We start from the raw sequence: 25,431 nt of genomic DNA, 5'->3' as shown, positions 1-25,431 counted from the left end.
GAGATAAAATAGATATATTGAGTGGGTTGACTGATTATCAGTAGCCTTTGATGTATTCTTCGGCAATCATACCTGGGTACAGGATTCCGTCGGGCACTTTGAAATCAATGCCCAGTGTGTAGGCCACCAGGGGCGCTACGTCTTCCATGCCCAGCGTCGGCACGACCATTTTTTTGCGCAGTCCCGGACCAAAAGCCACAAAACCGGCGTTCAGGCTGGGGCGGTCGGGCAGCATCCCGTGCGACCCACCCGGCGTCGACTGCACCAGATCGGGCTGATTGTAGCGCGAGGTGCATACCACGCCCTCCACGGTCTGGATAGCCAGGACGGCATTCGGATCGGCCCCGTATTTGTTCAGTTCGTCACGCTCTACAATGCGGTACAGTTTGCGGATCGGAGCCGGCTGCTCTTCGATCAGCTTCCGAACGCGGGCCAGGGTAGCTTTGTCGTTCGGGTCTTTCAGCATCAGAAACTGGTCCTTGAAGCAGGCTTTCCAGTTGCCCCGGTCCGGCTTGTTTTCGAGCAGCCCTTCCTTGATCAGCAGGGCATTCCAGGCCAGTTGCGTGTGGCGGTCTTCAAAGCCGTGATCGCCGGCAATGATGAATACCGTGTTCTCATAAATCCCCGCTTTCTTGGCCGCTTCGACCAGCTGGTTCACGCATACGTCAGCGTGGGCCACCGCCTTATACACTTTATCGCCTTCCTTGCCCTGTTCGTGCTGCACGTGGTCGGTCGTTACAAAATGCACCGTAATCAGGTTAGGCTTATGCTTCTGGATCAGGTACGCGGCTACGTTGGCGGCCCGCATGTCCGACGCGTACGAATCGAAATCGGTTGAGCTCTGGCTGCGATCGACAACCGGCGTTTTCCCGGTTACATTCTCTTCGATCTCCTTCAGAAACTCATCGGGTGCGTTGCTATCCGCGGTGCGGTATGACCGATAATACCAGTTCACGGGAGCCCCCACCGACACCGGCCAGTTGATCGCTGCGCACGTACCGCCCGATTTTTTAACGGCATCCCACAAGGTAGGCACCTTGATCTGGCTGCTGTTCGAGAAACTGCCTGCACTCCACCCTTTCGCATCAAACGGCTGGTTGTGGTAGATCCCATGCCGCATCGGCAGCGCTCCGGTGATCATGGTGATGTGATCGGGGTACGTTACCGACGGCAGCACCGGGCGCATTCCCCGCGCCTGAATCCCTTCTTTTGCCAGTTGCTGGATGGTATAGGCCGGCCATTTGCTGTCGGTGTAAAAATCGGGGCGCATGCCATCGATTGAGATCAGAATAACATGCTTGGCAGTCGGCTTGGGCTGAGCTAAGCCCGGCTGGATTATAACGGCCAGGAGCAATAAGAGTACAGTCAGTTTTTTCATGAGTTGGGGAATAAAGTGATTAGCGAAAAGCTGGATTTACGGATTCTGGGTTAACAATCCGGGGTTGGCGTCAATGGCCGACTGCGGAATGGGGAACAACCGACGTTTCGGGTCTTTGTCTGTTTTCGACGCCCGCGTGTCTTCGTACTTGCCGAACCGGATCATATCGGTCCGCCGAACCATTTCCCAGTACAGTTCGTAGCCGCGCTCGTTGAACAGCGCATCGAGAGTCAGCTCACCGGCCGTCAGCAGTTTCGGGTGTTTGCGGGCCCGCCGTACCGCGTTGACATCTTCCAGAGCACCGCTTACGTCGCCTTTCCGGAGTTTGGCTTCAGCCCGCATCAGGTAGATATCCGCCAGACGGATTAGGGGCTGATCCATCCGCGAAAAATTCCGGCCGTTGGTAGCCCGGGGGTCCACTTCATACTTGGAGACCCGCACCCCATTGGAATGCCCGCCGTTCCGGTCAAAATCAACGGCCACCGTAAAGTCAACCGCTTCGCCGGTCCGGGCGCGGTTAAATAGTTTTTCGATGGCCAGTTCGCCGTTGGCCGTCCGTTTAAAGCCGTTTCCGGCGCTGTTGAGCACGATACCGTACTGCTGCCCCTGCAACAGGCCCCGGTTCAGTCCCCAGCGGCTGTCGGGCACCGACGTAACGGAGCCGTCCTGCGGAATCACCTCCTTGTAGAAGCGCGGATCGTTGCGGTTAGTCTGCCAGGTGTTCCAGAACTCCGGCGTGATGGAGCCGCCATCAGTACCTACCGACTGCGGATTGATCAGACTGAAGTGGTGATTCCGGGCCAGCGCAAACCAGGTGAATCGGCCACCGTTGTTGGCATCGTCGCGCTGGTCGAGTACGAAAATATGCTCAGGGTGGTTGTGGTTGTCCAGGTTAAAAATCCGGAAGTAGTCCGTGGTTTCGAGGGCGTACTGGTTTGAACTGACAACACGGTCGCAGAACTCGATCGTTTTGTTCATGTCATCGGCCGGGAACGTAAACATCGGGGCCGTGCGATTCAGGTACACCGCCTTATTGAGGTAGATTTTGGCTTTCAGCGCCCAGACGGCCCCTTTCGTAAAGCGGCCGGCCCCAACCTGGCTCTTTGTTTGCAGCGTATTTTCCACCGCGTCCAGCTCACGAAGCAGAAAATCGATGGCTTCCTGCCCCCTGAACACCTGCGACTCGCCCGTACCGGCACTGATCGACGCCGGATCGCGGTACAGACACATGCCAAAGGCATCGAACAGGACGTAGTTGTAGAAGGCACCCATGGCCCGGGCTTCGGCTCCGTAGAGGGCTGCGTTGGGGTCATTCAGGGTCTTCAGCGTGCTTTCGGCAATACCGGCCCGGGCGATTCCCTGCGTCAGCTGGTTCCAGACGTTGGCCAGGCTGGTATGGTTGCTGCTCCAGGTGTGCTGGTGCATTTCGATCAGTACTCCGCCGTTGTACCAGTCGGTGCCACCCCGGAACGGCACGATGGCTTCGTCGGTCGATACTTCCTGGAGCAGGAAATAATCTTCGTGGCCGTTGAACAGGTTATTCATGCGGGCGTAGACCGGGGCCAGAATTCCCCCGGCCGCGCTAGGGCCCTGGAGCAGGTCTGTATTCAGCGCTTCGTCCAGCACTTCTTCTTTCAGGTCGGTGCAGCCGAACGTCAGCCCGAGCAGCAGTACGAACAGTATCTTTTTCATGGGTTGACAATGAAGTAGGTTAGAATGCGATGTTTAAGCCGAGCAGGTAGGTGCGGGAGCGGGGGTAATTCGTAATGTCGATACCATAGGCGGTGATGCCGTCGGTACTGGCCGGTACGTTAACTTCCGGGTCGAAGCCCGTGTAGTTGGTGAAAGTCAGCAGGTTCTGACCCGTAGCGAACACCGACAGGTTTTTCAGCCAGCTGACCTTCGCCGTGTTGAAGCTGTAGCGGAGCGTGGCGTTGTTCAGCCGCAGGAAATTGCCGCTCTCCAGGAAGCGGGTCGAGGCCGTGGCCGAGTTGGTATTGCTTTCGTTGGCCGTTATCGAGGTGCGGGCAATATTCTGCCCGGAAGCCAGCTGCGGCATGTTGAAATACGCGTTGGCGGTATTGTTATAAATCTTGTTGCCTGATACCCCGTTAAAATTCACGGACAGATCGAAGTTTTTGTAGCCGACGTTGCCGTTGAAATTATACGTGAAGTTCGGTATGGGCGACCCCGCCACGATCCGGTCGGCGGCACTGACCGTACCGTCGCCGTTGACGTCGCGAAAGGCGTTTAATCCGTTCTCGTTCAGGCCGGTGTATTCCAGCAGATAGAACGACGCGATTGGGAAGCCGTTCAGGTTGCCGCTCACCGTTACGCCCGACAGCCCGGGTCCGCTGATCGACCCGGTACGCAGAAACGAGAAGGGTGCGTTCTGGACTTCATTCCGGAGAAAGGTGGCGTTGCCACCCAGTTGCCAGTATAATTTGCCACTGCGGGGCGACGCGTAGTTCAGACCCAGTTCCAGCCCCTCGTTGATCACGTTCATGGCTACGTTCTGCCAGCGGCTACCGGTCGGCGATACGGGGTCCGATACGGTGATGTTCAGCAGCATATCGCTGGTGTTCTTGTAGAAGTAATCGACCGTACCGCTCAGTGCGCCCCCGAACAGGCCGAAGTCCAGCCCGACGTTGGTCTGCGTCGTTACCTCCCACTTGATGTCCGGGTTGGCGGTCCGGGAATACGTGTAGCCGGGTGTAATGCCGGATTCGGTCAGCGGATACCCCTGGCCATTGCCGGTTCCCGATGTCAGCAGCGGCAGGGTGATTTTGCCCGGGATTTCCTGGTTACCCGTCTGCCCCCAGCCGGCCCGCAGTTTCAGGTCGCTGACGAAATTCAGGCCCGACAAAAACGGTTCGTTTTTCAGTTTCCAGGCACCCGACACCGACGGGAACAGACCGTAGCGGTTGTTGGCCCCGAACTTCGACGACCCATCGGCCCGCACCGTGGCCGTCAGCAGGTATCTGTCTGCAAAGGCGTAGTTGACCCGGCCGTAGAACGATTGCAGCTCGTTGATGCTGGCACTGCCCGTGAGGGGATTCTGACTGATGTTCAGACTGGTACCGATGCCCGGGTTGTAGATGGCGTCGATCTCGCTGGTCGAGAAATTGTTGATACTCGACGAGTTAGACCGCTGGAAGAAGCGCTGGTACGAATGCCCGGCCAGCACATCAAACGTATTGCTGCCAAATGAGAACGCGTATTTCAGGTAGTTTTCGATCAGGTTGCTGGACGACTCATTCTTGGCGAACACCGCCCGGCCTTCGGGAAAATCCAGTTTCGGCAGTCCGCTCCGTTTTACCTGCGTTTCGCCGTTACCGACGCTCCGGTCGACCGCGAAATTAATCCGGTATTCGAGGCCCTTGATGAGCTTCAGCCGCCCCTCGATGTTACCCAAAATCCGGTCAGTGCGGGCGTAGCTATCGAACAGCTCCAGGTCGGCCAGCGGGTTACGGCCCTGCGGGAACACAAACAGCGATCCATCGGGGTTACGCACCGGATACGTCGGGTTGGCCCCCAGCGCATCCGGAATCAGACTGCCCGCGTTGGCACCGGCAAAGTCGTTACGGGGAGCGGCCCGGTTGTTTGTATGCCCCGCCGTGAAGTTCACGCTCACCCCCACCCGATCATCGAGCAGTTTCTGCGTAAAGTTGATCCGGCCGGTGTAGCGTTTCAGGTCGTTGGTTTTGATGATACCCGCCTGGTTCAGCAGCGACAGCGATACGTAGTAGGTCGAGTTCTCGGAGCCACCGTTCAGCGCAAGGTTATGGTTCTGGGTGAAAGCCGTGCGAAGGATCTGATCCTGCCAGTCGGTGCTGATGTTGCGGTCGTAGATATTGGCGGGCCGGTTGTTGGCATCCTGGAACCGGATAAACTCCTCGGCCGAGAGCAGGTCTATCTTGTTGGCTACCGTCGATGCACCGAAGTAATTGGAGTAGCTCAGGCCCGACTTTTTGGCCGATCCTTTTTTGGTCGTAATAATAACGACGCCGTTGGCACCCCGGCTTCCGTAAATGGCCGTGGCCGATGCGTCTTTCAGTACGTCTACAGATTCAATATCGGCCGGGTTAATGAAGTTGAGCGGATTCAGCGGGGCGCTGGAGCCAAAGCCAACGTTGGCCGATCCGGTACTGACGACTGAATTGTCGAGGGGTACGCCATCCACCACGAACAGCGGGGTATTACCACTGCGGATCGAGCCCGGCCCCCGCACGATGATGGTCTGGTTAGCACCCGGCTCGCCGGTGTTGCCGGTTATGTTCACGCCCGACAGCTTGCCCTGAATCAGTTGCTCCGGCGAGGTGATGACCCCCCGGTTGAAATCTTTTTCGCCGACCGACCCGATGGCCCCCGTCACGTCGGCCCGCTGCTGGGTGCCGTAGCCGACTACCACCACTTCGTTGAGGGAACGCGTATCGGTCTGCATCGTTACGGCCAGAACCGTCCGCGAACCCACCGTCACTTCCTGCGTAACGTAGCCAATCGAGCTGAACACCAGCACGGCGTTCTGATTCGGTACGTCGAGCCGGAACTGCCCGTTGCCGTCGGTCGTCGTGCCCGTATTGGTCGATCCTTTCAGCACTACGTTGACGCCCGGCAGCCCCTGCCCTTCATTGTCGATAACCCTGCCGCTAATCCCCACAACCATGCCTGCAAACAACCCCTGCATGGCTATACCCTGCAGAACAAAAACAACCAGCAGCCGTCTGAACAGATGCCTGAAAACCGTTTGTAGTTGTACGTTCATTTTACCAGCCTTTTTACGTGTGATGTTCCTACTAATCAATTGATTGTGCTAACGAACACTTCCGGCAACAGTCAAGCTGGCCGGTACAGGAGGGAGCCTACAGGAATTGATCTGCTCAATTCGGAGGCAAGATTATCGCGGCTATGTTAGGGTTGTATTTGAAATAGTTTAGGGTTCTGGCTCCCGGTTTTAAGTTTCGGTTAAGGAATATCGACCGGCGAAACAGGTAAGTAATCTGGGGAGCCAGACAGGCTATCGGGATGGCCAAGGCGATTTATTGAGGCCTATACGTAGTCGGGCCACTACAGGAGCCGGGGGGCGGTACTAATCAAAACCTAATACAGAACTAATTGAATTGACACGTTTGGGCCGGAATATTAGGATCTGTCTCACGAAATTTTACGGCACCAATCGGTAAAATGGAACGGGCTGCCCGTAAAGAACACAGACAAAATTTGGATGAAAAACCCCGGAACACCGATCTGGAAGCTTTTTTGCCGGCCACCAGTCCTGCAGCGTCGGTGGCGACGGGCCCGGAGCAGAACGGCCGGGCCCGGATTTAACACTGGCATAAACTCAGTGTGAGCACGAACCACTAATTTAGTCGTTACGAAATGCTAATAATCCAAGTCACTTCTCCCTAAGTCACCTCTTTTGTAGATGAGTAAGTCAATGATAGTTTCGGTTGGTAACTGGACGTGCTAATGAAATTCTCAACGATTGTCGTCATCGACGACGAGGAAGACATTCTAGACCTGATCCGGTACAATCTCGAAAAAGAGCGAGCCACCGTACATACCTTTTTATCAGGGAAAGAAGCCCTGGAGGCCATGCGCACCGCCCGCCCCGATCTGGTGGTCTGCGACTGGATGATGAACGACATCGACGGGCTGGACCTCTGCCGGCTGATGAAACGGGACAACAGCCTGTCGCACATCCCCTTTGTGATGCTGACCGCCCGGGCCGACGAAATTGATGCCGTAACGGCCCTTGAGCTTGGGGCCGACGAATACCTCACCAAACCCATCCGAATCCGGGAACTCATCACCCGGATCAAAAAAATTCTCGCCCGTACGCAGCCGGTGCCTTTGCTGCCGGCCGAGCCGGAGTCAACGGAAGTCCCCCCCGACGACAAGATTCTCTCGTTCAAAAAACTCACCATGAACATTGAGCACCACCGGGTCCTGATCGATACGGAGGCCATTGACCTGACGTACACCGAATTTAAACTGCTTCAGTTGCTCATCAGCAAACCCGGCCGGGTGTATACCCGCAACCAGATCATGGAGAAAGTCAACGGCATGGATTATTTCGCCACGGAACGGTCTATCGACGTACAGGTGGCAGGGCTTCGGAAGAAACTCGGTCCGTATAAAGACTACCTCGAAACGGTCCGGGGCGTGGGCTATCGGATGCAGGAATGAAAATACCACAGTAATTGAATGCTATCTGTTTCCTAACCAAATCTGAATATAGCCCCTCTACATTTGTCTGCTCACTGATCGAAACAGCCGTTTATGGAGCAGAACCAACGTACGGATTATATCCTTTGCGAATGCCCGCTCGACAACCTGACCGGGTTTGTCGGCGACCTATCTGTTCATTACCCGCTCAACCTGCTGAAAGCGCCCCGGCTATGTCTGACCATGATCCAGGCGGAAGATTCGGTCGAGTACCAGCCGTTTTACCTCGGCGAAGCACTTACCACTACCTGTGAGGTAGCCATCAACAAAACGGTCGGATACGGTATCTGCCTCGGCGACGAACCCGAGCGGGCCTACTGCCTGGCCGTTCTGGATGCGGTTATGGCCCTGAACGACGCGCAGGCCCCCGCCATTGACCGTTTCCTGGCGGAACAACTCCGGCTGATCCAGCACCGGGAGGAAACGGAACTCAGCCACATCATGCGAACTAAAGTTGATTTTAAACTGATGGAGCAGGCCTGACGGTCCTCTGTTCTTCACGGTATGACACGGGAAACTTCCTACGACGAGATTTTCGACGCCCAGGCGCACTTCAGGCTCATCATGGACAGCATGGCGCGACCGGGCAAGCTCAACGTACTCAATGGGGTATCGGTTCAGCCGCCCGGCTCCCTGAACCGGGCGTCGGCCCTGATCGGACTGGCCCTGCTCAACGCCGACGTGTCTTTCTTTGCCGCTCAGAATGCCGACGCCATCGGTACGTATTTCACGGCCAATACGGCCTCCCGACCAGCCCCAGCCGCCGAAGCCGACTTCCTGTTCCTTCAGGGGCTCGACCATCCGCAGGGGCTCGAACAGGCTAAGTCAGGCACGCTCACTTACCCCGACACGAGCGCGTTTATCGTCATCGACGTAGCCCATCTCAGCCTAACCCGCGACCAGATAACCGGCCCGATGCTGCAACTGCAACTGTCGGGACCGGGCGTAGATGGTCAGCAAACCGTATTCGTTGCCGGTCTGAATGACGCCCTGCTGACCACCCTGCGTGAAAAAAACGTGGAGTATCCGCTGGGCGTCGACTCGATTCTGACCGATCAGAACGACCGAATTCTGTGCATTCCACGATCTAATCGGTTTGTGGTGGGTGGTTTATAATTAGTGGGTGGTTGGTGGTTCGTGGTTGGTGGTTTGTAGTTGTCGGGCGGCTATGCTTATTGGCCAGCGAAACACTACGAACTACAAACCATAAACCACAAACTACATCACCCACGACAGACCACCCACCGCGAACCGCAAACCAAAAACGACCATGGGTTATGTAGCCGTAAAAGGAGGTACCGACGCCATTGCCAATTCCATCGAACTCGTTGAATTTTATCGGATAAAAGACGAAACGCCCCCGATTCACATCAGGCAGCTGCAGGCGCAGTTCCGGCTGGCGATCGACAAGATTATGGGGGAAGGGTCGTTCTACGCACCGGAATACGGGGCGCTGGCGCTCAAGCAGGTAGAAGGCGATGTACTCGAAGCTGCGTTTATCATGCGGGCGTTCCGGGCAACCTTACCGCGGCTGTACTACTCGGCGGTGATCGACACGCGCAACATGTTCGTCCAACGCCGAATCTCGTCGTCGTTCCGGGATATCCCCGGCGGGCAGATACTCGGCCCGACCTACGATTATACCCAGCGCATTATCGACACCCGCCTGGCCGACGAAAGCTACGAGCAGGTGCAGGCTTTTCTACAGCAGTTCAGTGCCCGGATCAGTGAGACCGACCGAAAGGCGATCACCACCTTCGGAAAAGTTATCGATATGCTCCGCGCCCAGGGATTGCTCAAAGGCGTTGGCAACCGGGACGATGAGTCGGAGGAAGGCCGCCGGCTGGTCGACATCACCCGCGAAGCCATCAAGTTTCCGGCACCCCGCTCCGCTCGGCTCCAGATGCTGGCCCGGGCCGAAACCGGTGGTCTGATGGCCCTCGGCTACAGCAGCATGCGCGGCTACGGCGGAGTACACCCCACGGTTGGTGAGTTGCGGGTGGGGCTGGTCGACGTAACCGTTTCTGATCCGACCGGGCGCAGCCGCTACATTGGCCGCGTTCGGGTTACCGAAGCCGAGATGATCACCAAAGCCAAAACCGGCAAAAAATCAGAACGTAGTGCCGGTTCCGTACCCTACTACGCCATCGGCTATGGGCTGTGTTTCGGGCAGAACGAAACCAAAGCCATCTGCATGGGAATTCTGGACCGGGCCATGCGAAACGGTACGAAAGAAGCCCCGGCCAACGACCAGGAGTTTGTGCTGTATCATACCGACGGTATTGAAGCGATGGGCTTCACGAACCACCTCAAGCTGCCCCACTACGTTACGTTCCAGTCGGGGCTAAACAACGTACGCCGGGCCGTTGCCCGGTCCAAAAAACAAGCTGAAGCCAATGCGGCCTCCGCCCCTGAGCCTCCTATGGCAACCGATGCAACGGCCTCCCCTGGCGATGCCGAGCGTATGCCATCCGAAGTCCTGACCGAGTTATGATTCCGTCTTTCAAAAAATTCAACTCCCGGTTCAATTTCGCCTTCATCGACGAGAACACGAAGCGCGAAATCCGGCGAAAGCTGCTGAAAGCCATCTGCCTGCCGGGCTATCAGGTGCCCTATTCATCGCCCGAAATGCCCATTGCGCGCGGATGGGGAACGGGTGGACTGCACGTCACGCTGTCGGTGATCGGCAAAGACGATGTGTTCAAAATCATCGATCAGGGCAGCGATGCCAGTGTGAATGCCTGCAACCTGCGCGATTTTGTTCACCGGGTGACCCATTGCCGCGTTACCTTCGATACGCACGCTGCAACGCTGATCCAGACCCGCCACCGGATTCCGGAAGAGCAACTGAACGACGGCCAGATTCTGGTGTTTCAGGTGCCGCAACCCGAGCCGCTGCGGGCCGTGGAACGCTACGAAACCAAAACCCGCGAGATGCACGGCGAGGCCGACTACGCCCGCATGTGGGTATCGCTCTACGAAGCTTTTGTGCGCTACGGCGATATTATGCAGGGCGCGGGTTATCCGGTGATGGTCAATGGCCGATACATCATGTCGCCCTCGCCGATTCCCCGCTGGGACGTCCCTAACCTGCACCAGAGCGACTGCCTGTACCTGTTCGGCGCGGGCCGGGAAAAACGGCTTTACGCCATCCCCCCCCACACGGACGTGGTGCCCCTTGAATTTGACGACGTCAAGTTCAGGATTGAGCAGTTCCCCGGCATCCGCTGCTCACTGTCGGGCACGGGGGGCGCGTTCATGGACGAACTTTACAACGACCTTGGCCACTTCCGGCACGTGATCAACGACAGCGACTTCCTCGATAAGCTGGTCGAACACAAAACTCGCCCGCAGCAGTGGTCGAACAAGTATCTGCAGCAGGTGCTGGATGAGATGAATGCTAACCCTGACCTGGAATCATGACCAATACCTCCGATACCTGGCTGCTCAAAGTAGAGGGACTGACCAAGATTTACGGCGAGCCCAACGAAAACTCCGTTCGGCTGACGGGTCCGCTGTTCGGTTCCAACATCTGCCCCGAAACGGACTGCATTGTAGCCTGCGCCGATATAAATCTGGAGCTGTTTCCGGGCGAAGTACTCGGCGTCGTTGGCGAAAGTGGCTCGGGCAAAAGCACGGTCGTACGCCTGCTGTACTTCGACCTGGAGAGTACGGCCGGCGTGGCTTACTTCAGCCGGTACGGCAACGGTACCCTTAATATTCTGAACGAATCAGGTCAGAAAAAGCGCTACATGCGCAATCACCTGATGGGCATGGTGTACCAGAACCCCAAAGACGGGCTGAATTTCCGGTTTTCGTCGGGCGGCAACATCGCCGAGAAGCTGCTCATGGCGGGTAACTTCAACGTCGGCCGGATTCGCGAACGTGCTACCGAACTGCTGGAACAGACCGAAGTGCCCGTTCGTCGGCTCGACGACAGCCCGGCCAGCTTCAGCGGAGGTATGCAGCAGCGGGTGCAGATATCCAAAGCCATCGCCAACAACCCGCCCCTGCTTTTCCTCGACGAAGTCACGACGGGGCTTGACGTATCGGTGCAGGCCAAGGTGCTCGACATGATCCGCACGCTCCAGCAGGAACTGGGCATCGCCATGATTGTCGTATCGCACGATCTGAGCGTGATCCGGATGCTCACCGACCGCACCCTCGTCATGAAAAATGGCCGGATCGTGGAGCAGGGGCTGACCGATCAGATCCTCCAGGACCCTCAGCATCCGTATACGCAGCTACTGGTTAGTTCATTATTATAAACTGGGTTTCGACTGACGACACACGATAAACCGCAAACCCACTTCCATGCCTCCTATCCTCGACGTCCGGCAGTATACCAAGCGGTTCGATATGCACGTGTTGAACGGCAAACGCATCCACGCCCTCTCCAACGTTTCGTTTAGCCTGGAACCGGGCGAACTCGTGGGACTGGTTGGTACATCCGGCTCCGGAAAGTCCACCCTGATGAAAAGCATTTACCGGACCTATCTGGCTACCAGCGGGGCGATTCTCTACCAGTCGCTACGTTACGGCCCGATCGATCTGGTACGGGCGACCGACCACCAGATCATTGCGCTCCGACGCGATGAGATTACATACTGTTCGCAGTTTCTGAGCGTCATTCCGCGGGTACCAGCCGTCGATGTGGTCGCCGAGAGCCTCTTCCGGCAGGGAATAGACCGGGACAGGGGCCAGCAGCAATCCCGCGATTACCTGGATCGCCTGGGACTTCCCCAGGAACTCTGGGACGCCTACCCATCGACCTTCAGCGGGGGCGAACAGCAGCGCATCAACGTAGCCCGCGCCATCATTGCCCGGCCCCGGCTCCTGCTGATCGACGAGCCTACGGCTTCGCTGGACCAGCGGACAAAAGACGTAGTGATCGACATGATCGTTGCCCTGAAAGCGGGCGGTACGTCGGTACTTTGCATTTCGCACGATCGGTACACCCTCGACCGACTGGCCGACCGCCGGATCGAACTGCAGGATGGCCATGTTGTCGCTGCGTCTGAACCTGTGAGTTAAACCCAAACTACATAGCCTACCCATGCTTCTCTACAACGCCAGCATCATCACCCCGCACCGGCTGATCCGAAACGGCTACGTACACCTGACCGGGGGCAAAATCATGACCATTGGCGAAGGCACCCTCGACTACCTGTCGGTACAGGAGTCAATCGACGCGAAAGGTGCCTACCTGCTGCCGGGCTTGATCGATCTGCACACCGATGCCATTGACGCGGAGATTTCGCCCCGCCGGAGCGCCGACTTCCCGATCGACGTAGCGTTTCGGGAACTGGAACGACGCATGAGTGGCTGCGGCATCACAACGGTCTATCATTCGCTGCACCTTGGCTACACCGCAGCCGAAAACAACGCGCAGAGCAAATACAGCCGGCGCGAAATTTTCGAACGGGTTTACGCCCTCACCCGGCAGCGGACGCTGATCAACAATAAAATTCACCTGCGCTTCGAGCTGTCGGGCATCGACGCGTTCGAAACCGCGTGCGACCTCCTGCAAAAAGGCTACGTCGACCTGCTTTCCGTTATGGACCATACGCCGGGGCAAGGGCAGGTCAGTGTCGATAGCTTTATTCGCATGGCCGTCCGGCAGGGCATGTCGGAGGCTGAGGCCTGGCTTGACCTGGCCGAAAAACAGGCCACCCCTACCCTGTCGCCGGACCAGCTCAATACCCTGCTCGACCTGGCCCGCATCCGCTCGGTGGCGGTAGCTTCGCACGATGACGACACAGCAGAGAAAGTGGATGAGATGTACGCGGCCGGCATCCGCATCTGTGAGTTTCCGGTATCGATGGAAGCGGCCAGACGGGGTAAAGAACGGGGAATGTATGTTATCGGCGGCTCATCGAACGTACTGCGGGGTGGCTCGCTGTCCGGCAATCTTGGCGTTGAAACGGCCATCCGGGCCGGGGTAATTGATAGCCTGTGTTCGGATTATTATCCCCCATCCCTGCTTCATGCGGTATTCCGGCTGGCAGGCAACGGCCTGGCGCTCCCCGAAGCCGTCCGGCTGGCAACCCTCCATCCGGCGCGGGCCGTCGGCATTGATTCGCTAACGGGGTCCATCGAAACCGGCAAACAAGCCGATCTGATTCTGGTGGACCTGTCGGAAGGTACGCCCCTTGTTACCCACACGTTCGTAAACGGCCACCTGGTGGCGCAGGCAACCCTACAACCTCAACCTGAACTCGCATGGCAAGCGTAGACACCCCGGCCGTTGCCGAACTGACGTACGAGGAATACCAGCAGCGGCAGGTTCGGGAGGTTACCGAAGAGCAGCTTCGCTTCCGGGCCGGTCAACTCCGACAAGCTGACCATTTTGCGTATGCAGACGACCAATGGCATCGGCTCCCTTACGAAGGCTACGCGGTCGTTTCGATGGTGGATACGAATCCGGGCAACGACGCGGTGAGCACCCGGCTGCTGGCGATGCAGGAGCAGTTGGCCGCGAATTTTGACCGGCCGGATGCGTTTTTTTCGCTGCCCGCCGACAGTTTTCACCAGACGGTTGCCAATACTCTGTCCGCCGACCGGTACCATACCCACGTGGTAGCCCCTGGGCTAACAGCCGACTATCCGGCCTTGGTACGGGGGGCGTTTGCCCAACTACCTCCGGCCATCGATGCCGCCCCAATCCGAATGCGTCTGATCGGGCTGAGTCTGTTCTCAAGCGCGGTGGGTATGCTGGGTACGTTCGATGACAACGCGGATTTTTGGCGGATTCTCCACTTCCGGGAGCGGTTCTACGCCCACGAACCGCTCCGCGCCCTGACCGTCCGACGCACCCGGCCCTTCATCGGGCACATTACGCTGGCCTACTTCGGCTCCCTGCTGTCCGAAGCCGAAAAAACCGGATTAGTCGGTACCTGTGCGGCCGTCAATGAAGCGCTGGCCAGAGAACCGCTGTTTTTTACCATAACGACTACGGAACTACGGAGCTACCAGCATCTGGCTCATTTTGAAACCAGACCCGACTACCCCGTTTACTCATTCATCAAGTCCTGACGTATGCTCCGAGTCATCGACCGGTTTCCCGAAGAACCCGAACCAGCGGGCGGAAAACTCCTGAGCGAAGAACCAACCATCCACCCAACCTGCCGGATTCACAAAAGCCAGGTGGGTAGCTGGACGGCCCTCGGGCCTCATACTACCCTGTCTGAAGCCACATTCGGCGATTACAGCTACACGGCCGGTCACGTGTCGATCATCTACGCCGACATCGGTAAATTCTGCTCCATCGCCAACAGTTGCCGCATCAATCCCGGCAACCATCCGCAGTGGCGCGTCACGCAGCACCACAGCACGTACCGCCGGGTTCAGTACGGCTTCGATACCGCCAACGACGACGCTTTTTTCGACTGGCGCCGGGAGCACCGCTGCACCATTGGCCACGACGTCTGGATCGGTCACGGGGCCATCATCATGCCGGGCGTTCAGATCGGGACGGGGGCCGTTATCGGCAGCGGGGCCGTTGTCACCAAAGACGTCGGGCCGTATGAGGTGGCCGTCGGCGTAGCAGCGACGGTGATCAAAAAGCGATTCCCGGACGAGGTTATTGACAAGCTGCTGGCTATTGCCTGGTGGGATTGGGACCGCCCCACCCTCGAAGCGCGCTTCCACGATTTGCTGGATGTACCCTCGTTTCTGGAAAAATACTACCACTGACCTCTTTCATGACGGCATCGAACGGGTACTGATGCGCCCGGCACCCGAACCGTCAGATGCGTTGAGCAAAAGCCATTGTTAACGATTTCATCACAGCTACCTAACGTTTCGGACATATGCCCCGCTTATTTTTAGCAATCAGCAAGAACACGATCAACCCCTGCCTGCCATGAGAACACGTTGGTTAATCCTGGTGGTTTGTTTACTGGCCGGGGGCCTGTTGACCGGTTGTGGCCGTTCGGAAGAACAGAGCGACGGCAATCCGAAAAAACTCCGGTTCGGGCTGCTGGTTGCTCAAGAAACCGAGCAGACCTATGAACGGCTGGACGTACTGACAAACTACTTCACGAAGCAACTGGGCCGGGAGGTGGAATTTCTGCAGATCACGACGCCCTCAGCCATGATTGAGGCCATGCGGGCCAAAAAGATTGAGGTAGCCGGCGGCACCGGCGCATTTACCTACCTGGTTGCCTCAAAAGCGATCGGAGCCGAGGCCATTGCCACCACCACGGCCGCCGACGGAAACGTACGCTACTACAAAAGCTGCCTGATCACTAACCCCAATTCGGGCCTGAAATCCATGGAAGACGTTGTGAAAAACGCGGGGAAGATTACCATGTCCTGGGCGTATCCCACGTCAACCTCGGGGCATCTGGTGCCACGTTATTATTTGCAGAAGCGGGGCATAAAACCAGAGGATTTCAAGGAAGTCTTCACCTCCACCGATCACACCGCCACCCTGTTTTCGGTAACGTCCGGCAGGGTTGACGTAGCCGCGATTATGTACGCGACGCTTGACCGGTTTTTGAAAATCGGGAAGGTAAAGCCCGGTAGTGTTCGGGTGATCTGGGAATCGGAGCCGATTGCGCCGGGCCCGGTTTTTGTCCGGAAAGACCTGGACCCGGCCCTGAAAAAACAGATTCAGCAGGCCTACACGAACGTGGCCAAAGCCGACCCCAACGCTATGGAAGCGCTACAGGCGCAGTTTACCTACAGCATGAGCTACATCCCCGCTACGGATAGCCTGTATGCGTCGCTGCGTCAGATGGCGAATCAGATTGAAGGGCTGACTCTGGAAGAAGAATGATATATTTAGCTGAGAAATGTATATACCATGCCCAGGCAGTCCTGTTGTCCTATGAAACTACTGCTGATCTCCAATTTTAGCGACATCCCCCACGAGCACTACGTTCTGAATCTGCTTTTCTGCGAGGGGCTGCGCTATTTCCATCTGCGCAAGCGGGATTACACGACCCACCAGATGGCCAACTACATTGAGCAGATCGCCGAACCGTTTCGCCGGTACGTTGTGCTGCATTCGCACTTCGAGCTGATCGACGAATTCGGTTTAATGGGCGCTCACTTTACTAAAAAATTCGGCTACGATGATTACCTGCGCAGCCGGAAGCTCCCCCCCGACTCTCCGCCGGCGTTCAACCACCTGAGCTTTTCACTCCACTCGATCCCGGAGATCAAACGGATGCCCGCTTTGTACAACTACCTGTTTCTGAGCCCGGTTTTCGACAGCATCTCCAACCAGGGCTACAACAGTAAATTCAGGACACAGGAACTGAAAAGCTTCCTGACCCAGAAAACCAACCGGCCGGAAGTCATCGCCCTCGGCGGCATCACGGATGAAGTTGTCAACAACGTGTTCGACGCCGGATTTGACGGTATGGCGCTGCTCGGCCACATCTGGACAACCTTTGAACGGACCCAGGACATTGTTCAGGCCGTTAAACGGTTCAAAACCATCAACCACCTGATCCGCAGCCGTGAGGAAGCCACGGCGCTACCGTCGGCGGCTGCGTAAGGGCAATCCAGGCGGGGGGCGGTGCTAATCGAACCCTAACAAACGGCTTAATGGGGGCTAATACGGCGCGACTACTTTCGTTCCAGATTTTAGCCCGCATGATAGACGTTCGACAGATTACGAAATCGACGAAAGAGGGGGTGCCTATCCTGAAAGGCATCAGCTTCACCGTAACCAAGGGCGAATTTGTCGGCATACTGGGCCCCAGTGGCGCCGGCAAAACGCTGACCATGCGCTGCCTCAACGGACTTACCCGCCCCACCAGCGGGGAGGTACTGTTCACCGACCACGAGCACAACCTCGTCAACCTGACCCACGCCAGAGGCCGCGAGCTTCGGAAGGCGCGTCGGCAGATCGGGGTAATTTTTCAGGGATTCAACCTGGTTAAGCGTCTGTCGGCCATCGACAATGTCATGATCGGGCAACTCGGACGGATCAACCTGCTGCGCAGTCTGGTCTACGGCTTCACCGACGACGAAGCCAGGCAGGCGCTGGCTGTACTCGAACACCTTAATGTCGCCCACCTGGCTCACCGGCCCGTCGGGTCGCTGAGCGGGGGCGAACAGCAGCGGGTAGCCATTGCCCGCGCCATTTACCAGCAGCCTGCGGTGATGCTGGCCGACGAACCGATCGCAAACCTCGACCCGACCAACGCCCGCAAAATCATGCAGATTCTTACCCCGCTGGCCAAGGAGATGCCCATCATCGGGGTTTTTCACCAGCCGGATCTGGTCATGGAGTTCTGCACGCGGATTATTGCGCTCAAAGAGGGCGTTGTAGTTCGGGATGGCGACAGCAAAATGACCCGCAGCGAACTGGTTGATCTCTACGGGGCCGAACTTTCCGAAATTGAAGCGTCTCAACGTATCTTACAACCCGCCTGATGAAACAGGACACGCCCTGGACGTACAGCGGCTACCGGCGCCGACAGACGTTGCGCATCTGGACCATAGCGCTGGTTATCGGGTTCTGCGCCTACTGGGCCGGAGTCTCGTGCAAAGTTGATGTCGACGCCCTGCGGACAGGGCTGCCCAAGGGTATTGACTTCCTGGGCTATCTGTTCCCCCCCGACTGGACCGCCTTTGCCGACATGGCCATGCCTGCCCTGGAAACCATCCTCCTCGCGTTTCTGGCTACCATCTTCGGCGCGTTTCTATCCCTGTTTTTCGGGCTGGCTGCGGCTTCCAACATTGCCCCCCGCTGGCTGCGGAACCTGAGCCGGTTTCTGCTGGCTACGGAGCGATCGTTACCCGAAATTGTGATCCTGCTGCTGCTGATCTCTGCGCTGGGGCTCGGACCCTTTCCCGGTGTCATTGCCATGGCGTTCGGCTGTATCGGCATGCTGGGGCGGTTGTTCAGCGATGCAATCGAAGAAATTAATCCGGCTACCCTCGAATCCATTGAATCGGTGGGGGCCCGCCGATGGCAGGTGATCACGTATGGCGTGCTGCCTCAGGTGCTGCCTTCTCTCCTGGCCAACACCATTTTTCGGTTCGAGGTCAACATCCGGCTGTCGGTACTGCTGGGAGCCGTAGGAGCCGGTGGTATTGGGTTTCAGTTGTACTATTCGTTTCAGACGTTGCAATACCAGCGGGCTACTACGGCCATTCTCATCACGCTGCTGCTCGTGTTCGTGTCCGAACGCCTGTCCGACTACGTTCGGAAAAAGCTAACCCTGGACGCCCGACTCTGACCTCTCCCGGGCATTGCCCGCGGCTTAACTCATCCAATTTCCTCGCCCTATGAACGTATCGCTCGACAAGCAGTACCTGCCCTCCGAACGCTACAAACGCCACGCAGCCTATCTGGCAGTGCTGGCCGTGGTGATCATCGGCCTGTGTTCCTATTTTAAGTTTGAACCGCTGCTCTTCATCTCGGATTTTCACTACATGGCCGACCTGGTGGTTGAGATGACCCCGCCTAATTTTGAGGTCCTGTGGCGCAAAGAGAAAATCTTCGCTTCCATCCTGCAAACCCTGTCGATGGCCTTCCTGGGTACGCTGGCTGGCGGAGCGGTGGCGATGGGGCTGGCGTTTCTGGCGGCCCGGAATACGACTCCCCACCCGGCTGTGGGTGCCGTGATCCGGACACTCCTGGCCATCGAACGGGTCATTCCAAGCCTGGTTATCCTGCTTCTGTTTCTGATCGCCGTTGGACTTGGCCCCTTCGCCGGGATGCTGTCGCTGGCCGTAGGCACCATCGGGATGTTCGGAAAGCTGTTCGCCAACGCCATCGAAGGGGCGGAGAAAGAACCCATCGACGCAGTGCACTCGGTCGGGGCCAGTAAGCTCCAGGTCATCCGGTATGCGGTGATTCCCCAGGTACTCCCCTCGTTTATCGCCAACTTGTTCTACGCCTTCGACATCAACCTGCGGGCCGCCATCGGGCTGGGCGTGTTTGGGGGCGCGGGCGTTGGCTACGAAATCAGCATGGCCATGCGGCTCGTGCGCTACCGGGATGCGCTGGCGCTGATCTGCTTTACCATTCTGCTCGTTTTTGCCGTCGAAAAGCTGTCCGACTGGCTCCGGAGCCGGGCACTCGGACAGGACCTGCTCAAATAGCGATACGGCCCAAAAATCTCATGCACCTCTAATTTACCCCTAACAAACAGGCATCACTTTTGGCTGTCTTTTCCGAACGTCTGTTCTTCACCGACTTTATGAACAACCATATCCTGACCAACGCCCGAATTATCACCCCATCCGACGACTTTACCGGCTCGGTTGTCATCGAAAACGGTCTGATTACCGACATTGTTAGGGGGAAAACCTACGCCGAGGGCGATGACATGCGGGGCATGTGGCTGGCACCGGGCTGCATCGATATTCATTCAGATTACCTCGAACGCGAAATTCACCCCCGGCCGGGTGCTAACTTCCCCATCCCGATGGCGTTCCACTTTATGGACCAGCGCGCGGCTGCCTGTGGACTAACGACCGTTCTGAGTGCGGTCAGCTTTTCGGATAACGACGGGCTAAACCGCTCCTTCAGCCAGGCCGTCAGCCAATCGCGGGAGATTGATGAACTGCGAAAAGGAGCGCTGGTTCGGCATTTCGTACACGCCCGACTGAACCCCAATACGGATACGGTGCTGGAGTATCTGGCCTCCATGCTGTCGATCGAAAGCCTGAAACTGGTGGTGTATAACGACGCAATTCCCGGCCAGCGTCAGTTTACGCTCGATGATTTGGTTGCGAAACGCGCTAAACTCTGGGGTACTTCAGACCATGACACCCGCCAACGGCTCTACCAGCAGATTGAGGAACTGAGCCGTATCAACCACCGCGACGCTATTCAGGCAGTTTTTACCGAAGTTTGTCCGCTGGGAAGCCACGACGATACCACCGTAGAACACGTTGAAGAAGCCCGTCATTTCGGCGCTACGCTGTCGGAAATGCCGACAGCGCTGGTTGCGGCCCGCAAAGCCCGGGAACTCGGGATGCTCATTTGCATGGGAGCCCCCAACTACGTCCGGGGTGGGTCGCACTGCGGAAACCTGTCGTGTGTAGACGCCATGCGGGAGGGCCTGGTCGATATGCTCTGCTCGGACTATCACTTTCCAACCATGCTCTCGGCCGCCCTGATGATGATGCGGGATGGGCTTACTCCCAGTGAGGCCATCCGCTACGTATCGCTGAACCCGGCCCGTATCCTCAGACTCGACTCCGTGATTGGCAGCATCGAGTCCGGTAAGGAAGCCGATCTGGTGGCGTTCCGGCACAAGGGTTCCTACGCCGACGTAGCGAAGGTGTGGGTTCGGGGGCTGGTCAGATACCAGACGGCGGCTCAGGTTATGCCTTATCCGGCGCTGTCGGCGGCCTGATGCGATCCGACCGGCAGCGCCCAATGCTGGTACTGACTACCGCTGAAATTGCGGGATGAGGTCGTCGCGGCCACTGGCCTGCTTATCAGTCAGGTATTTGATCATGCCGGGCTGGCCAATAACCACATACGGGTTTTTGTGCTCCAGTGTCGGTTTAGGTCCCTTGTAAATGCGTGAGTATGGGCGATATGCGGCCATGTTTTTAAGGATAAACGTGCAGACCCGCGGTCGGGCGAATGGATACTTTGTGGGCCGTAGGAGCGATGTTTGCGTGAGCCGACCCGGCTCACGCAAACCCTGGTCTGTTCATACAGAACGACCGGCAGATCAGAACTGGTACACCACGGCATTAACGTTCATGCCGGCTCCAACCGAAGCAAACACAACGGTATCGCCCGGATTGAGGTGGTGGTTATCCAGATTTCCCTTTAAAATCAGGTCCAGCAACGTGGGAATCGTGGCTACTGAACTATTGCCTAGCCAGGAAATGGTCATTGGCATCAGATCGTCGGCGGGCATGGGCATGTCGTAGAGCCGGAAGAGCCGCTGCAGAATGGCCGCATCCATTTTTTCGTTTGCCTGATGGATCAGCACCTTGCTGATTGCCGACAGCGGTACGGCCGCCTTGTCGAGAGCCGCCTTAATGGCAACGGGCACATTCGTCAGCGCAAATTCGTACAGCTTACGACCATTCATTTTCATGAAAATATCCTGGCTGTCGGCCTGAAGCGGGGCATTCGACGGCTGCATCGATAGCAGATGCGCGTACTCGTGGGCGTGCGTTTGTGTGCAGTGAGCCAGCACACCCACCTGATCATCAGCAGCTTCGAGAATGGTTGCTCCGCTGCCATCACTGAACAGCATACAATCCCGATCGTGCGAATCCGTCACGCGGGACAACGTTTCGGTCCCGATCACCAGACACCGGCGTGCATCGCCGGACCGGATGTAATAACTGGCCTGAATGACTCCTTCCAGCCAGCCGGGGCAGCCGAACGCCAGATCGTAGCCAACGCAGTTCGGGTTCCGGATCTGAAGCAGCGCCTTGATCCGCGACGCCAGCGACGGCACCATGCTGACCCGATTGCTGCCGAAGGCAACATCACCGAAGTTATGCGCAACGATGATGTAGTCCAGGCTTTCGGGGTCAATGCCGGAACTGTCGAGGGCATCTTTCGCAGCCAGGAAGCCCAGATCCGACGCCTGTTGTTCTGGCTCGGCGTACCGCCGTTCGCTGATGCCCGAAATCGATTTGAATTTTTCCAGAATAACGTCCTGCCTGTGCTGGAGCGGCAACCCGTCCCGGTCGAAAAAGCGGTGGTTTGCAAAGGCCTCATTACTCATTCTGACGGTTGGAATGTAGCTGCCGGTAGCGGCAATAATGGCCTTAACAGGGTGGGTCATACAATCAATCTGGTACAAGTAAAAGTTAAATCTACTCTTTATTATCAGGAAACGAAAATTGCAATGTCAACTAGCCCCCGTTTCCTGAAGCGAGTTACCCATTATCTCCGCGGAAACCGCATTTTTACCGGCCATTTTTTTACTACGTTTCGGGACAACGTCGATAAAGAAGGCCCACATTGTCCCGTTACGTTTTATTTTTCACAATCCGGGCATGGGCCGCTCAGCCAGAACCTGTCTGTCAGCGCGTTTTGCTGTCAGCGGGTCTTGCCGGGTATACCCACCTGCGCCCATACGCCAAAGTGATCGCTTGGGTACGTACCGGCTGCATTGGGGGTATCCAGCACGATGCAGGCGCCTGTGATAACTGGGTGTTCGGCAGGCGTCGCGGCCAGCGAAAAAATATAGTCGATGCTCCGGCCGTCGATCCGCCCCTCGCCGGTCTGGTCGACCATCGTAAAACCGGGCACGGCCCCTCCCCCTGCCTGGTACGCGCTGCGCACGGACACCGCCGGGTGGTTCAGTAGGTACTGGATTTCGGGGGTATGCAGTTCGGCATTGAAATCGCCACACAGAAATCCGGCGGCATACGGTTCGGCCAATGCCGGATGCGTCAGGATGGTCTGCACTTGCCGGTGCCGCAGCGCCGATCCGTCGGCGAGGTACGTCAGATGCGTATTGATCAGCAGGATGGACGACCCATCGGCGTCAATCCGACAAAACTGAGCGATACGTTCTCCATCCCGTTCATCGGTCGGCAACTGAAGAACATCAATCCGTTCGATTGGGTAGCGGGCCAGCACACTCAGCCCCGAACAGCTATCGACGGTGCGGCCGGCAAAGCGCCGGGGTTTAAAGCGGGCCGGCGTAAACAGGTGGTACATCGACAGGCGGTCGGCGAGGTACTGCCCCGTATCGGCCTGTTGCGTCTGAAACACTTCCTGGCATGCCAGAACGTCGGGCTGTAAGGCCTGTAGCTGTTCCGCCAGCCATTCGATACGGTCGCGATAACGGCCATCGCCCTTCCAGGTGTTAATGGTAATGAGTTTAAGCATAGAGAGTTATGGTGGGCAGGATGCGGCCGTCGAACGGCCGGCTTTCCAATAATATGTCAACCGGTTGAGCAACCACACCGATGCCGTTTTCGTAAGAAGAAATTGTTAAGATTGACCTCCTGATAACAACAAATCGAAAACAAACACAGCAGGTTTTCTGCCTACCTCATCGCGTAGCTTTGCATAAGCCGTTCCCCATCTCGGGAACGGTCGGCACCAGGTTTTCATCCACCGGCAGGGTGACCAGGCTCGTACCTGTTCCACCCCCGCCTAACGTCAACTTTTTCTCTCCATGCATCACCTCTACCGGCCAACCCGGGCACTGATCAGAGCCTGTTCCGGACTTATTCTGCGTCATCGCCTGACGCTGCCTCTTGCCAGCCTGCTGTGTATAACCGGCCACTCACTCCGGGCTCAGTCTACCGACCTGGTCCTGCTGAATGGCAACATCATCACCATCGCCCGCCCCGGCGACCGGGCTCAGGCCATTGCCATTTCCGGAGGAACCATACGGGCGGTTGGCACTACGGAAGCCATTCGTAAGCTCATCGGTAAACAAACCCAGGTGATTGATTTGCAGGGCCGCACGGTAGTACCGGGCTTCAACGACGCCCACCTGCACCCGGCACCGATCTACCCGTTTGCCTCGCCAAACGCTATGATCAGCGTCGGCCCGGATTCGGTACGTTCCATGACCGAACTGGTTGCGCTGCTCAAACGCAAAGCCGATCTGACACCGGAGGGCCTGCCGGTGCAGGGATACGGCTACCAGGACACCAAGCTGGGTGGCCACCCGACCCGGCGCGAACTGGACCAGGTGTCGCGCCGGCACCCGGTCATCATCCGCCATTCCAGCAATCACATCTGGTCCGTCAATTCCTACGTACTCGAAGCGGTGGGCATAACCAGCGCCACGCCCGACCCACCCGGCGGCTCCTTCGACCGCGACAGCCTGGGTGTTCCCACGGGCGTATGTCGCGAAACGGCCGCGGCCATTATCCGGTCCGACAAGCTGAAAACGGCCCCCGCCCCAACCGATGATGAAACCATGGCGGCCTACCGACGCTGCTTTGAGGCTTACCTCGCCAATGGTATCACCAGCCTGACTGAAGCGGGGGCGACCTTCGGCAAGATGGCGATTTATGAAAAACTGCAGGCCGCCGGGTTGCCCATGCGCATTAATCTGCTGCTGTCGGTGAACGAACTTGACGAGGCCCTGCGCCGAAACATCCGGCGCGGCTACGGCAACGAAAGCCTGCGCATAAGCGGTATTAAAGTATACCACGGCAACTCGCTCAGCGGCCGAACCTGCTGGCTCAGCGAACCCTATGAGATGATCAACCCGAAAACCGGCCTCAAAGATTATTACGGCATCCCGCCCGAACGAAGCCAGGCTGCGCTCGATAGTCTTTTCCTCACCATTCACCGCAACGGCCTGCAGATTGCCTGCCATTCCAACGGCGACCGCGAAATTGAGATGACCCTGACCGCTTTCGAAGCCGCCCAGCGACGGTATCCCCGCCCCGGCAGCCGCCACCGCATCGAACACTGCAGCGTAACCAACAACGCCCTGCTGCAACGTATCAAACGCGACAGCGTGGTGGTAGTCCTGCACTCGTACATTTATGAACATGGCGATAAGATGCTCGTGTACGGCACCCAACGCTGGGGCATGATGCACCCGAACCGGTCGGTGGTCGACATGGGCATTCCAGCGGCCCAGCACTCCGACTGGCCCGTAAGCGCGGCCAATCCCATGCTGCGCATTCAAAGCCTGGCCACCCGGCGCAGTGCCGAGGGGACCGTCATCGGCGAAAACCAGCGCATCCCGGCCGAAACCGCCATCCGGCTCTGGACCGCCGGAGGTGCGTACGCGTCTTTTGAAGAAACCCGGAAAGGTACCCTGGAGCTGGGCAAAATGGCCGATCTGGTGGTGCTGTCGGAAGACCCGACGGCGGTCGATGTGAACCAACTGAAGGACATTCGCGTCCTGAAAACCATCATCAACGGGCGGGTGGTATATGAGCGGCCTTAA

The 25,431-nt window shown here is 57.5% G+C and carries 23 protein-coding genes; 17 read left to right on the top strand and 6 right to left on the bottom strand.

Features of this window, described 5'->3' with window-relative positions; all coding sequences use genetic code 11:
* Positions 1–37 precede the first annotated feature (37 nt).
* From DYU11_RS10285 to DYU11_RS10275, 3 genes are read right to left on the bottom strand one after another with little or no spacing between them, the layout of a single operon-like run.
* Positions 38–1,378 carry an alkaline phosphatase family protein gene (locus tag DYU11_RS10285; protein ID WP_119667604.1) on the bottom strand — a complete coding sequence of 447 codons (1,341 nt, stop codon included), beginning with the start codon at positions 1,376–1,378 and terminating at the stop codon, positions 38–40.
* Positions 1,379–1,414: 36 nt separating this feature from the next.
* The gene (locus tag DYU11_RS10280; protein ID WP_119667603.1) at positions 1,415–3,070 is read right to left on the bottom strand and encodes a RagB/SusD family nutrient uptake outer membrane protein; all 1,656 of its coding nucleotides are present in this window, start codon (positions 3,068–3,070) and stop codon (positions 1,415–1,417) included.
* Between the two features lie 19 nt (positions 3,071–3,089).
* Positions 3,090–6,143, bottom strand: a complete 3,054-nt coding sequence (locus tag DYU11_RS10275; protein ID WP_119667602.1) for a SusC/RagA family TonB-linked outer membrane protein — start codon at positions 6,141–6,143, stop codon at positions 3,090–3,092.
* Between the two features lie 704 nt (positions 6,144–6,847).
* Between DYU11_RS10275 and DYU11_RS10270 the strand changes: the two genes are divergently transcribed.
* The 16 genes from DYU11_RS10270 (at position 6,848) to DYU11_RS10195 (ending at position 20,937) form a co-directional block, all read left to right on the top strand.
* Positions 6,848–7,567, top strand: a complete 720-nt coding sequence (locus DYU11_RS10270) for a response regulator transcription factor (RefSeq protein WP_119667601.1) — start codon at positions 6,848–6,850, stop codon at positions 7,565–7,567.
* Between the two features lie 93 nt (positions 7,568–7,660).
* On the top strand, positions 7,661–8,089 hold the full coding sequence (phnG, locus tag DYU11_RS10265; RefSeq protein ID WP_119667600.1) for a phosphonate C-P lyase system protein PhnG: 429 nt from the start codon (positions 7,661–7,663) through the stop codon (positions 8,087–8,089).
* 21 nt (positions 8,090–8,110) lie between these two features.
* The gene (gene phnH / locus DYU11_RS10260) at positions 8,111–8,722 is read left to right on the top strand and encodes a phosphonate C-P lyase system protein PhnH (protein WP_119667599.1); all 612 of its coding nucleotides are present in this window, start codon (positions 8,111–8,113) and stop codon (positions 8,720–8,722) included.
* A 154-nt stretch (positions 8,723–8,876) separates the two neighbouring features.
* Positions 8,877–10,100 carry a carbon-phosphorus lyase complex subunit PhnI gene (locus DYU11_RS10255; RefSeq protein ID WP_119667598.1) on the top strand — a complete coding sequence of 408 codons (1,224 nt, stop codon included), beginning with the start codon at positions 8,877–8,879 and terminating at the stop codon, positions 10,098–10,100.
* The gene (locus tag DYU11_RS10250) at positions 10,097–11,029 is read left to right on the top strand and encodes an alpha-D-ribose 1-methylphosphonate 5-phosphate C-P-lyase PhnJ (protein WP_119667597.1); all 933 of its coding nucleotides are present in this window, start codon (positions 10,097–10,099) and stop codon (positions 11,027–11,029) included. Before DYU11_RS10255 ends, DYU11_RS10250 begins: the two co-directional genes overlap by 4 nt.
* A complete protein-coding gene (locus DYU11_RS10245; RefSeq protein WP_119667596.1) occupies positions 11,026–11,874 on the top strand; it encodes an ATP-binding cassette domain-containing protein in 849 nt (282 codons plus the stop codon). The genes DYU11_RS10250 and DYU11_RS10245 overlap by 4 nt, the downstream gene beginning before the upstream one ends.
* Positions 11,875–11,920: 46 nt before the next feature.
* The gene (locus DYU11_RS10240) at positions 11,921–12,640 is read left to right on the top strand and encodes a phosphonate C-P lyase system protein PhnL (RefSeq protein ID WP_119667595.1); all 720 of its coding nucleotides are present in this window, start codon (positions 11,921–11,923) and stop codon (positions 12,638–12,640) included.
* A 22-nt stretch (positions 12,641–12,662) separates the two neighbouring features.
* Positions 12,663–13,841, top strand: coding sequence for an alpha-D-ribose 1-methylphosphonate 5-triphosphate diphosphatase (locus tag DYU11_RS10235; RefSeq protein WP_119667594.1), 1,179 nt, complete (start codon positions 12,663–12,665; stop codon positions 13,839–13,841).
* A complete protein-coding gene (locus DYU11_RS10230; protein ID WP_119667593.1) occupies positions 13,829–14,641 on the top strand; it encodes a hypothetical protein in 813 nt (270 codons plus the stop codon). The genes DYU11_RS10235 and DYU11_RS10230 overlap by 13 nt, the downstream gene beginning before the upstream one ends.
* 3 nt (positions 14,642–14,644) lie before the next feature.
* Positions 14,645–15,301, top strand: coding sequence for a DapH/DapD/GlmU-related protein (locus DYU11_RS10225; protein WP_119667592.1), 657 nt, complete (start codon positions 14,645–14,647; stop codon positions 15,299–15,301).
* A gap of 169 nt (positions 15,302–15,470) precedes the next feature.
* Positions 15,471–16,388, top strand: a complete 918-nt coding sequence (locus DYU11_RS10220) for a phosphate/phosphite/phosphonate ABC transporter substrate-binding protein (protein ID WP_119667591.1) — start codon at positions 15,471–15,473, stop codon at positions 16,386–16,388.
* Positions 16,389–16,439: 51 nt separating this feature from the next.
* Complete coding sequence (locus DYU11_RS10215) at positions 16,440–17,114, top strand: thiamine phosphate synthase (RefSeq protein ID WP_158600263.1); 675 nt, start codon at positions 16,440–16,442, stop codon at positions 17,112–17,114.
* 98 nt (positions 17,115–17,212) lie between these two features.
* Positions 17,213–17,998, top strand: coding sequence for a phosphonate ABC transporter ATP-binding protein (locus DYU11_RS10210; RefSeq protein WP_158600262.1), 786 nt, complete (start codon positions 17,213–17,215; stop codon positions 17,996–17,998).
* Entirely contained in the window at positions 17,998–18,807 is an 810-nt protein-coding gene (gene phnE / locus DYU11_RS10205) for a phosphonate ABC transporter, permease protein PhnE (protein ID WP_119667588.1), read from the top strand. The genes DYU11_RS10210 and phnE (DYU11_RS10205) overlap by 1 nt, the downstream gene beginning before the upstream one ends.
* 49 nt (positions 18,808–18,856) lie before the next feature.
* Entirely contained in the window at positions 18,857–19,675 is an 819-nt protein-coding gene (phnE, locus tag DYU11_RS10200) for a phosphonate ABC transporter, permease protein PhnE (RefSeq protein ID WP_119667587.1), read from the top strand.
* Positions 19,676–19,773: 98 nt separating this feature from the next.
* Positions 19,774–20,937, top strand: coding sequence for an alpha-D-ribose 1-methylphosphonate 5-triphosphate diphosphatase (locus tag DYU11_RS10195; protein WP_147367913.1), 1,164 nt, complete (start codon positions 19,774–19,776; stop codon positions 20,935–20,937).
* A gap of 36 nt (positions 20,938–20,973) precedes the next feature.
* On the opposite strand, the gene DYU11_RS33200 is transcribed toward DYU11_RS10195, so the two are convergent.
* From DYU11_RS33200 to DYU11_RS10185, 3 genes are all read right to left on the bottom strand, one after another.
* Positions 20,974–21,135 carry a hypothetical protein gene (locus DYU11_RS33200; RefSeq protein ID WP_158600261.1) on the bottom strand — a complete coding sequence of 54 codons (162 nt, stop codon included), beginning with the start codon at positions 21,133–21,135 and terminating at the stop codon, positions 20,974–20,976.
* Between the two features lie 129 nt (positions 21,136–21,264).
* Positions 21,265–22,341 carry a 3-oxoacyl-ACP synthase III family protein gene (locus tag DYU11_RS10190; protein WP_119667585.1) on the bottom strand — a complete coding sequence of 359 codons (1,077 nt, stop codon included), beginning with the start codon at positions 22,339–22,341 and terminating at the stop codon, positions 21,265–21,267.
* Between the two features lie 257 nt (positions 22,342–22,598).
* Positions 22,599–23,396, bottom strand: coding sequence for an endonuclease/exonuclease/phosphatase family protein (locus tag DYU11_RS10185; RefSeq protein WP_119667584.1), 798 nt, complete (start codon positions 23,394–23,396; stop codon positions 22,599–22,601).
* Between the two features lie 292 nt (positions 23,397–23,688).
* On the opposite strand from DYU11_RS10185, the gene DYU11_RS10180 reads away from it, so the two are divergent.
* Positions 23,689–25,431 carry an amidohydrolase gene (locus DYU11_RS10180; protein WP_119667583.1) on the top strand — a complete coding sequence of 581 codons (1,743 nt, stop codon included), beginning with the start codon at positions 23,689–23,691 and terminating at the stop codon, positions 25,429–25,431.

The sequence above is a fragment of the Fibrisoma montanum genome, assembly GCF_003583365.1.
GTDB classification, from domain to species: Bacteria; Bacteroidota; Bacteroidia; order Cytophagales; family Spirosomataceae; genus Fibrisoma; species Fibrisoma montanum.
The sequence above is the reverse complement of the archived record's forward strand: the minus strand, read 5'-3'. Positions and strand labels throughout refer to the sequence as shown.

What these genes read in the sequence shown, in the direction of transcription:
- DYU11_RS10285 (WP_119667604.1), bottom strand. Translation starts at nt 1,378, where the DNA reads ATGAAAAAACTGACTGTACTCTTATTGCTCCTGGCCGTTATAATCCAG.
- DYU11_RS10280 (WP_119667603.1), bottom strand. Translation starts at nt 3,070, where the DNA reads ATGAAAAAGATACTGTTCGTACTGCTGCTCGGGCTGACGTTCGGCTGC.
- DYU11_RS10275 (WP_119667602.1), bottom strand. Translation starts at nt 6,143, where the DNA reads ATGAACGTACAACTACAAACGGTTTTCAGGCATCTGTTCAGACGGCTG.
- DYU11_RS10270 (WP_119667601.1), top strand. Translation starts at nt 6,848, where the DNA reads ATGAAATTCTCAACGATTGTCGTCATCGACGACGAGGAAGACATTCTA.
- phnG (WP_119667600.1), top strand. Translation starts at nt 7,661, where the DNA reads ATGGAGCAGAACCAACGTACGGATTATATCCTTTGCGAATGCCCGCTC.
- phnH (WP_119667599.1), top strand. Translation starts at nt 8,111, where the DNA reads ATGACACGGGAAACTTCCTACGACGAGATTTTCGACGCCCAGGCGCAC.
- DYU11_RS10255 (WP_119667598.1), top strand. Translation starts at nt 8,877, where the DNA reads ATGGGTTATGTAGCCGTAAAAGGAGGTACCGACGCCATTGCCAATTCC.
- DYU11_RS10250 (WP_119667597.1), top strand. Translation starts at nt 10,097, where the DNA reads ATGATTCCGTCTTTCAAAAAATTCAACTCCCGGTTCAATTTCGCCTTC.
- DYU11_RS10245 (WP_119667596.1), top strand. Translation starts at nt 11,026, where the DNA reads ATGACCAATACCTCCGATACCTGGCTGCTCAAAGTAGAGGGACTGACC.
- DYU11_RS10240 (WP_119667595.1), top strand. Translation starts at nt 11,921, where the DNA reads ATGCCTCCTATCCTCGACGTCCGGCAGTATACCAAGCGGTTCGATATG.
- DYU11_RS10235 (WP_119667594.1), top strand. Translation starts at nt 12,663, where the DNA reads ATGCTTCTCTACAACGCCAGCATCATCACCCCGCACCGGCTGATCCGA.
- DYU11_RS10230 (WP_119667593.1), top strand. Translation starts at nt 13,829, where the DNA reads ATGGCAAGCGTAGACACCCCGGCCGTTGCCGAACTGACGTACGAGGAA.
- DYU11_RS10225 (WP_119667592.1), top strand. Translation starts at nt 14,645, where the DNA reads ATGCTCCGAGTCATCGACCGGTTTCCCGAAGAACCCGAACCAGCGGGC.
- DYU11_RS10220 (WP_119667591.1), top strand. Translation starts at nt 15,471, where the DNA reads ATGAGAACACGTTGGTTAATCCTGGTGGTTTGTTTACTGGCCGGGGGC.
- DYU11_RS10215 (WP_158600263.1), top strand. Translation starts at nt 16,440, where the DNA reads ATGAAACTACTGCTGATCTCCAATTTTAGCGACATCCCCCACGAGCAC.
- DYU11_RS10210 (WP_158600262.1), top strand. Translation starts at nt 17,213, where the DNA reads ATGATAGACGTTCGACAGATTACGAAATCGACGAAAGAGGGGGTGCCT.
- phnE (WP_119667588.1), top strand. Translation starts at nt 17,998, where the DNA reads ATGAAACAGGACACGCCCTGGACGTACAGCGGCTACCGGCGCCGACAG.
- phnE (WP_119667587.1), top strand. Translation starts at nt 18,857, where the DNA reads ATGAACGTATCGCTCGACAAGCAGTACCTGCCCTCCGAACGCTACAAA.
- DYU11_RS10195 (WP_147367913.1), top strand. Translation starts at nt 19,774, where the DNA reads ATGAACAACCATATCCTGACCAACGCCCGAATTATCACCCCATCCGAC.
- DYU11_RS33200 (WP_158600261.1), bottom strand. Translation starts at nt 21,135, where the DNA reads ATGGCCGCATATCGCCCATACTCACGCATTTACAAGGGACCTAAACCG.
- DYU11_RS10190 (WP_119667585.1), bottom strand. Translation starts at nt 22,341, where the DNA reads ATGACCCACCCTGTTAAGGCCATTATTGCCGCTACCGGCAGCTACATT.
- DYU11_RS10185 (WP_119667584.1), bottom strand. Translation starts at nt 23,396, where the DNA reads ATGCTTAAACTCATTACCATTAACACCTGGAAGGGCGATGGCCGTTAT.
- DYU11_RS10180 (WP_119667583.1), top strand. Translation starts at nt 23,689, where the DNA reads ATGCATCACCTCTACCGGCCAACCCGGGCACTGATCAGAGCCTGTTCC.